9 protein-coding genes and 2 pseudogenes are annotated in these 6,811 nt (G+C 49.8%); 6 read left to right on the forward strand and 5 right to left on the reverse strand.

The genetic code is table 11. From position 1 onward, the window contains the following. The 4 genes and pseudogenes from POG22_RS00245 to POG22_RS00260 all read left to right on the forward strand — a co-directional run. Positions 1-169: pseudogene (locus POG22_RS00245) on the forward strand (transposase); the annotation flags it as partial. After that, complete coding sequence (locus tag POG22_RS00250; RefSeq protein WP_150128385.1) at positions 169-444, forward strand: hypothetical protein; 276 nt, start codon at positions 169-171, stop codon at positions 442-444. The pseudogene POG22_RS00245 and the gene POG22_RS00250, both read left to right, overlap by 1 nt. Positions 445-561: 117 nt before the next feature. Beyond that, positions 562-1,782: a retroviral-like aspartic protease family protein gene (locus POG22_RS00255; RefSeq protein WP_498902954.1), complete on the forward strand. Its 1,221-nt coding sequence runs from the start codon at positions 562-564 to the stop codon at positions 1,780-1,782. Between the two features lie 164 nt (positions 1,783-1,946). Next, positions 1,947-2,105: a hypothetical protein gene (locus POG22_RS00260; protein WP_498902955.1), complete on the forward strand. Its 159-nt coding sequence runs from the start codon at positions 1,947-1,949 to the stop codon at positions 2,103-2,105. A gap of 109 nt (positions 2,106-2,214) precedes the next feature. Here the strand turns inward: POG22_RS00260 and POG22_RS00265 are convergent, their stop codons facing one another. Together POG22_RS00265 and POG22_RS00270 are read right to left on the reverse strand one after the other, a co-directional pair. Beyond that, the gene (locus tag POG22_RS00265) at positions 2,215-2,376 is read right to left on the reverse strand and encodes a Uma2 family endonuclease (RefSeq protein WP_498902966.1); all 162 of its coding nucleotides are present in this window, start codon (positions 2,374-2,376) and stop codon (positions 2,215-2,217) included. Positions 2,377-2,694: 318 nt separating this feature from the next. Beyond that, positions 2,695-3,270 (reverse strand): Uma2 family endonuclease, encoded by a 576-nt coding sequence (locus POG22_RS00270; RefSeq protein WP_498902956.1) that lies wholly within the window; start codon positions 3,268-3,270, stop codon positions 2,695-2,697. Positions 3,271-3,352: 82 nt separating this feature from the next. On the opposite strand from POG22_RS00270, the gene POG22_RS00275 reads away from it, so the two are divergent. Next, a complete protein-coding gene (locus POG22_RS00275; protein WP_498902958.1) occupies positions 3,353-3,556 on the forward strand; it encodes a type II toxin-antitoxin system VapC family toxin in 204 nt (67 codons plus the stop codon). A gap of 203 nt (positions 3,557-3,759) precedes the next feature. On the opposite strand, the gene POG22_RS00280 is transcribed toward POG22_RS00275, so the two are convergent. Beyond that, positions 3,760-4,401 carry a Uma2 family endonuclease gene (locus tag POG22_RS00280; RefSeq protein ID WP_498902960.1) on the reverse strand — a complete coding sequence of 214 codons (642 nt, stop codon included), beginning with the start codon at positions 4,399-4,401 and terminating at the stop codon, positions 3,760-3,762. A gap of 368 nt (positions 4,402-4,769) precedes the next feature. On the opposite strand from POG22_RS00280, the pseudogene POG22_RS00285 reads away from it, so the two are divergent. Beyond that, positions 4,770-5,280, forward strand: a pseudogene (locus POG22_RS00285) (REP-associated tyrosine transposase). A gap of 487 nt (positions 5,281-5,767) precedes the next feature. Here the strand turns inward: POG22_RS00285 and POG22_RS00290 are convergent. Beyond that, positions 5,768-6,310, reverse strand: coding sequence for a hypothetical protein (locus tag POG22_RS00290; protein ID WP_498902962.1), 543 nt, complete (start codon positions 6,308-6,310; stop codon positions 5,768-5,770). 11 nt (positions 6,311-6,321) lie between these two features. Beyond that, positions 6,322-6,681, reverse strand: coding sequence for a hypothetical protein (locus POG22_RS00295; RefSeq protein ID WP_498902964.1), 360 nt, complete (start codon positions 6,679-6,681; stop codon positions 6,322-6,324). Positions 6,682-6,811: the final 130 nt, after the last annotated feature.

Consider the following 6,811-nt stretch of genomic DNA (forward strand, 5'->3'; position numbering starts at 1 on the left):
AATCGAAACTGCCTGTGGAGGGGATGCGGCGGGGACTGAGGTTACTCAGTCTAGCTGGCACCTGTTGAAGCAGGAAATCTTTGGGGCGACCCAAGGAATCTCCCTGCATACCCGGAACGGGTTGCTGGGAGAGGATGTCAAAATGGCTAGTTCGATGCAGTGGCGTTGATGGCGGTCAGTGGTGTCGCCGTTTCCATCTTTCAGTCGTCGATCGAGAGTAGCGGTCGTGGGTTGGGACTGTTTGGAAAAAGTCGCGATCGCCAAGTCAAACAACTGGCTTACCAGGCGTCTGAGGAGTACGCCAACCGCTACGCCAAACGTCACGGAAACCTGAAAGTGTTGGGACTGCGACAACCGATCGATCTCGAGGCGGTGTATGCGGGGGGGGTCTGGTGTGAAAGATATATAGCCAGTTCGACTGAGTCGTGCGATCGCGCAACCTAAAAGCACTGTAAAACTGCGATTCCAACTGTAGAGGGCGTTCGCGACTCAAATAATTTGGCGGTAAATTGACATGATTTTGATTTTTTCGATCGAACAATCCTGCAACAAAAACAACACATGAAAAGAGTCAAAACTATTCTAGGATTCACGTTAGGGGCGTTAGTCAGCTCGACTACCGCGATCGCCGCTCCACCCCAACTATCAGACTGGGGAAACCCCATCGGAGATCGAACCTCAACCGTCCTTGCTGAAAACGTCCCCGCCACCGATGTAGACTTGGGGGCAGAACTGCTACAAAGCTTGACGCAGTGCGTTCGTAGCAACATCTCCAACCCCCTCGCCGTTACCCTCGAAGCCTTACAAGTCGCCTCGACGCAATGTATGCTCGAAGTGGTTCTGCTCGACGACGCGGGGAACGTGCGACGAGACGCGAACTCGCGAATGCTGGCGTTAATCGAAGTCACGGGGGTAACGCTTCCAATTCCCACCGCGAACGGACAAGCCGTCGTTCCCCTGCAACCCATTCCCAACTCGCAAGTTTACAGCCTCAACGTCAACGTTGATGGATTTCCCGGTCAATTTCTCCTCGACACTGGCGCGTCGGGGTCGATCGTCTCCCATCCTCTCGCCGACGAATTAGGCGTTGCGACGACTCCCGTTCCCGGTAACTTCCTCAGTTACTTCGCTGTTGGGGATGACTGTTCCGATGTCGAAGCGAGCTTGATGACTCTTCCCTCGATTTCCGTCGAAACTGCCAGAGTTGAAGGGATTACGGGGATGGGACTCCCCCCAGATCTCATTCCCGGTAACGCCGACGGCGTGTTAGGAATCGACGTTCTCAGTCGCTTCGACGTTACCATCGATCCCCAAACGCAACAGTTACAACTGTTATCTCCCACAACTCCCGATCCGACAGCGATTCCGTTGCAGGGAAACATGGGAATGATGACGGTGGAACTGGAAATTAACGATCGCACTTACCGCTTTGGTGTCGATACGGGGGCTGATTTAATGGTGATTTCGCAGCGAGTCGCCGCCGACTTAAATCTGGATTTAACGCAAACTGAACCCGTGGACGTTGTGGGATTTTGCGGAACGGAAAGCAGCTTGACCGCAACGCTCGATCGCGTCCGCCTCGGAACCGCAGAAGCCAGCAACCTCGACGCCGTTGTCTTAGGCGACGATCTTTTCAATATTATCGGGATTGACGGTCTGATCGGTCAAAACTTCCTCGATCGCTACCGCCAACACTGGCGTTTCGGCGAACCTAACGCTCTCGGCTATCCCGAGGTCGGAAGTCTGGAGTTGGAACGGGTAGAGGAGGAGACGAGGAGATAAGGAAGTTTCGCATCACAGACCGAACTTCAGTTACGTCATGGATTAAAAGCATGGAAAACCGATCTCAACTCGTTAACTCTTCTCGAGAAATCCTAAAATCCGAACGAGACATCGAAAAAGTAATTAATTTTTTGAGAAAAAAGGGATGTTCGAAAATTCAATCTATGCTGATTTTACAAGACATTCAAAACACAGCGCCGTATGTAGCAAAATGTCAAGTTCACTTTAGTCAAACTTGGCAAGACACGCGAGAGTACGACGAGCAAGTCGAGGAATTGTTCTTTACTACGATCGAACAATACGATCCCAGAGAAGACGACTGACGATCGTGCGCTAGGTGAAAATTGCATCGATTAGATAACAGTTCGCATTGTCTAGCCGCCTAACAAAACCTGTCAGAAATTCTCGGTTTGGATGTATGGCGGTGTCGATTTAGGGAAAGAGCGATCGCACGTCGATCTCGCAGTCTGGGAACGCCAGCGGGGCGATCGCCCCACGGCTGAAAACTTGTCGATCGCGGTATTCTGTTAGACTGGGCTGGCGATAGACTTCGAGTTGTCGATCGTTGAGGTTGACAATCCAGTATTCGGCGATGCGTTCGGCGGCGTAGAGAGGCGCGTGATATCTGAGGGATGCGGTTTAATAGTCATGAACTACGCCTATCGGCAACGCTCACAATATCCTTTTCCGATAAGCTAGGTTTCAAGAAGTCTTCACCCCATCCCCCCCTTTGGAAGGGAAGCTAAGGGGGGATGGGGTTGGGCAAAACCAGTATTTGAGTCCTCGACTCCGCTCGGACTCAACGCTGAGCGGAGTCGAAGCGTTGAGATTTGGATTCCGTATGACTTCGCCGCAACGCACCTATGGTTTCCGCGTCGGAGATGGGAACAATGCAGCGGGCGTGTTGTGGCGTCACCAGACAATACTGAGATCTAACTCAAAATCCGGTAAGACTGTTTCGCCATCGAGGGTTACGGGGCGATCGCGCAGTTCGGGTTCCTGTCCCTGGCGATAAATTTCTACCGTCTGCCCTTGTCGGTCGATCGACCACCCCAGCTTTACCCCAGCTTCCTGATATTCCGCCATCTTATCCCGCAAGTCTTTGAGGTTGTCGCTGGGAGATTTAAGTTCGAGGACGAAATCGGGGGCGATGGGGGGGAAGGTTTCGCGATCGCCTGGGCTGAGGGCTTCCCAGCGATCGCGACGTATCCAAGAGAGATCCGGCGATCGGTTTCCACCGTTAGGAAGTTTGAAGCAGGTAGATGAGTCGAAGATATAGCCCAGTTTGGTGCGATCGTTCCAAATCCCGAGTTTCACGACGAGCAATGCGTTGCGGTTGCCGGTTTCGCCGCCAGTGGGGGGCATGACGATCAGTTCTCCTCGGGCGTTTCGTTCAAATTTAATGTCGGGGTGGTTTTCGCACAGTTGCGCGAACTGGCGATCGCTCAGTTGAACGAAGGGGGTGAGGTCGATGGTGTAAGTCAGCATCTTTGAGTGAGGGCGATCGCTGTGTCTGGGAACTGAAGTTGTTTCGATCGTAGCAATGCAATTCCGGATTTGTATTTACATCATGAAACAACGCCCGGAATCGGTTTCGCAACGCTTTCGTGTCATGAATCCGAACGATTTGGGAGTATCGGTCGTGACGGTTGCAGAGTTGGAATATGGCGCTGCAAAAAACCAAAACTCACAACTTAACCGAGGTCGGTTAGATAATTTTCTTCGTCCGTTTCAAGTGGTTGGACTGAACGAAGAAGATGTGCGAGTATTTTGAGAAATTCGGGCGGATTTGGAACGACGAACAATATGCACGAGTTTGAGCGGATTTCGGGTTTGAAACTTGAGAATTGGGTTTATGTTTGAGCGAGAATGTCGATCGCTTAAAACGGTAAGAATTCGTTGTTTTTTTTTACCGACTTTTGAGGAAAAACAATTGATTGTAACCTTCTGAAAATGTGGCTGTCACGGCACTACCACTCAAACATTAACGTCACGGTAAATCTCACTGAACGCAGCCGCACAGTTTACGCTCACCAGTACGATCGTGTCATCGTTCGGCTCGCTGCCAAGTGTCCATCGACCGTCGTGCTGGCGCTGAAACACTTCAACGTGCTGGCGATCGCTTGCCACTAAAACATACTCAGATAAGCTCGGAATGGCTCGATAGTCGGCGAATTTTTCTGTACGATCGAAGCGTTCGGTAGAAGGCGAAAGAACTTCTATAATTAAACAGGGATAACTGATATAGGGGTCGTCTGAGGGGCGATCGCGATCGTCACAGGTGACGACGATATCAGGGTAGTAAAACACATTGTTCGCCTCGATGTGGGTTTTCATGCCTTCCACAAACGCTCGACAGCCTGTATCGCGCAGGTGGTTGCCCAGGATTAGATGTAGGTTTGCAGTAATAGCATGGTGGTTGCGCGTGCCACCAGTCATGGCAGATATTTCACCGTCGCGGTATTCGTGGCGGATGGGGCTGATTTCTTCGGCGGCGAGGTAGTCTTCGGGGGAAACGTAGAGGGGATCGGTGGCAAGCATGGTAGGGCGATCGTGGAGTGCGGTGTTGAGGTTAGCTCGATCGTAGCACCTGGGCGAGTAGCAGGTAGGGGGGTGCATCTCAATTTTGCAAAAACATGAGAATTGGAAGCTGAAATCCTTATTTTCTCGTATAGATTTACATTTTTGAGATGCACCCAGGTAGGGTGTGTTGCGGCGTCGATAAATCATGGGTTTTGCCGACAAACATTGACCTCGCCGCAACGCACCGCCCCCACCAACAAACCCTATCAATAAATATGTGAATTTAACCCAAAATTGAATTCGAGGTTCCGTGGACGGTGCGTGACGCGAATATTCCATGAATCTGACAATGCACCCCATTTTTACACCGCGTCACACACCCTACCAAAACCCCCTATTGGGAATTGACATTGCCATCCGATACCTTATCATTACAAAAATATCGCAATTTTTGACAGTTCTAAATGGCAGAATATCGACGGGAATATTGCCAGGGTGCAACCTATTTTTTTACACAGGTCACGTGCGATCGCCAGCCCTGGCTGTGTGACGATATGGCGAGGGTAGCGTTGCGACAGGCGATCGAAAAAGTTCGCCGAAAACGACCGTTTCAAATTGATGCTTTTGTCTTATTACCCGACCATTTTCATTGTTTGTGGACGCTACCGGAAAACGACGGGGATTTTTCGACGCGAATGCGTTTGGTGAAAAGCGATGTGACGAGATCGATTGGCGATCGCTTGAATTTAGAAACGAGAACAACCCCATCGCGAGAAGCCCGTCGGGAACGAAATTTATGGCAACGGCGGTTTTGGGAACATCGGGTACGGGACGAACAAGAATTTGCCGCCTATTGCGATTATATTCACATCAACTCGGTGAAACATGAGTTATGTAAATTGCCGACGGAGGCAATGGTCAAGCGTTCATCGGTTTATTCAAAAAGGCATTTATTCCCCCAATTGGGTCAGGTAGGGTGTGTTGCGGCATCGATAAATAATAGATTTTGCCGACAAATGTTGACTTCGCCGCAACGCACCGCTCCCACCAACAAATTCCATCCATAAATATGTGGATTTAACCCAAAATTGAATTCGGGGTTCCGTGGACGGTGCGTGACGCGAATATTCCATGAATCTGACAAACCGCCCCATTTCTCTGCCGCGTCACACACCCTACCCCAAATGTGTTGAAATCGATTGTGTTGTTTCCCAAAATCCCGGTAGGGTGTGTTGCGGCATCGATAAATCATGGGTTGTAACGAAAATATTAACCTGGCAGCAACGCACCACCCCCACCGAAAAATCCCATTAATAAATATTGGTTTTACACAGACAAAACCGACCCAGAAAAACGGATAATTTCTGGGTCGTAGTGGAAATGTGGAGGCGGTGCGTTACGGCGATTTCCATTTTCTGGTGGCGCACGAAGGTTTATTGTCGCCGCAACGCACCCTACCTGCTTAATCTGCAACGTATGAGCCATGAAGCTCATATCCATCTATGTGGTTATTATCCGTGATTGCTGACTGACTGTCGCACCACGTATAAAACAAACCACCATCGGTCATTATTTGCACCAGTTCTGTTACGGATGTTCTCCAGGCAGCGGGGATCGCAGCGTCTTTAGCGAGTTGATTCACTGTATGCCAACCTGCTAAATGGGCTGGGTTAATGACGTTATTAAAATCGGCCTGTTGAAGGTGAGAATAGACCATTAACCTGGCATTCGGGAAATCATTAGCTGCATTTAATACAGCGTTTAATTCAGCCTGATCGAAAAACTCCAAAAAATCACCCTGATTGTTCCCGTGGAAGCCGGTAAGCACGTATAAGTTTGTCGGGACGACTAGGGCAGCGGCTGCTGCATTCACCTTGCCCAAAAATCCATCGACATCCACCTGACCGGTTGCTGTGAAGATTGTTGCTGCCCCATGATTATTATTTGGGTTGCGGTTGTACTGGACAATTGCATGATTGCTGACTATCCCTGTATTAAATGCCATGAGTTTATCTCCTAAACTATTAGAGTAAAAAGCGTTACCTCAGCATCAGACACGCCAGCGGCGTTTTCCAAGCGATAACTGAAGGTATAATTCACAAATAGAGTAGTAGCATCAACCAAAGTAATACTACCATCGGAATTAACCGTCAGCGTACCCCCTGCTAACGCCACCGAGCTACCTGCCCCATTGTCCGTTACGGAACCTCCCAAATCGCCGCCACCAAAACTGACGATCGTCGCAGCCGGAGAGCCTAACGTATCATTGACGAGCAAGCCGCCAAATGGTGTAAACGGGCTGGAGTTGTAAACCTGCCCATTTGGATCTGAGGATGACACAACCAATTCCTCATTGTCAACCGTTGCCGGGTGCATCTCAGTTTTGCAAAAATATTGCTAAAACAGAGTGCCATTTAAGTAAGCACAGCGTAAAGAAAGAATCTTAGAAACATTCTCTACTTTCCATTGCGCTCCCGATATTTTGACTCGCATTCCGATTTGCTTA

Source organism: Geitlerinema sp. CS-897 (assembly GCF_028368005.1).
GTDB classification, from domain to species: Bacteria; Cyanobacteriota; Cyanobacteriia; order Cyanobacteriales; family Geitlerinemataceae; genus Baaleninema; species Baaleninema simplex.

Excerpts from the sequence above, each read along its gene's own strand:
- POG22_RS00250 (WP_150128385.1), top strand. The coding sequence starts at position 169 with ATGGCGGTCAGTGGTGTCGCCGTTTCCATCTTTCAGTCGTCGATCGAG.
- POG22_RS00255 (WP_498902954.1), top strand. The coding sequence starts at position 562 with ATGAAAAGAGTCAAAACTATTCTAGGATTCACGTTAGGGGCGTTAGTC.
- POG22_RS00260 (WP_498902955.1), top strand. The coding sequence starts at position 1,947 with ATGCTGATTTTACAAGACATTCAAAACACAGCGCCGTATGTAGCAAAA.
- POG22_RS00270 (WP_498902956.1), bottom strand. The coding sequence starts at position 3,270 with ATGCTGACTTACACCATCGACCTCACCCCCTTCGTTCAACTGAGCGAT.
- POG22_RS00275 (WP_498902958.1), top strand. The coding sequence starts at position 3,353 with ATGAAACAACGCCCGGAATCGGTTTCGCAACGCTTTCGTGTCATGAAT.
- POG22_RS00280 (WP_498902960.1), bottom strand. The coding sequence starts at position 4,401 with ATGCACCCCCCTACCTGCTACTCGCCCAGGTGCTACGATCGAGCTAAC.
- POG22_RS00290 (WP_498902962.1), bottom strand. The coding sequence starts at position 6,310 with ATGGCATTTAATACAGGGATAGTCAGCAATCATGCAATTGTCCAGTAC.
- POG22_RS00295 (WP_498902964.1), bottom strand. The coding sequence starts at position 6,681 with ATGCACCCGGCAACGGTTGACAATGAGGAATTGGTTGTGTCATCCTCA.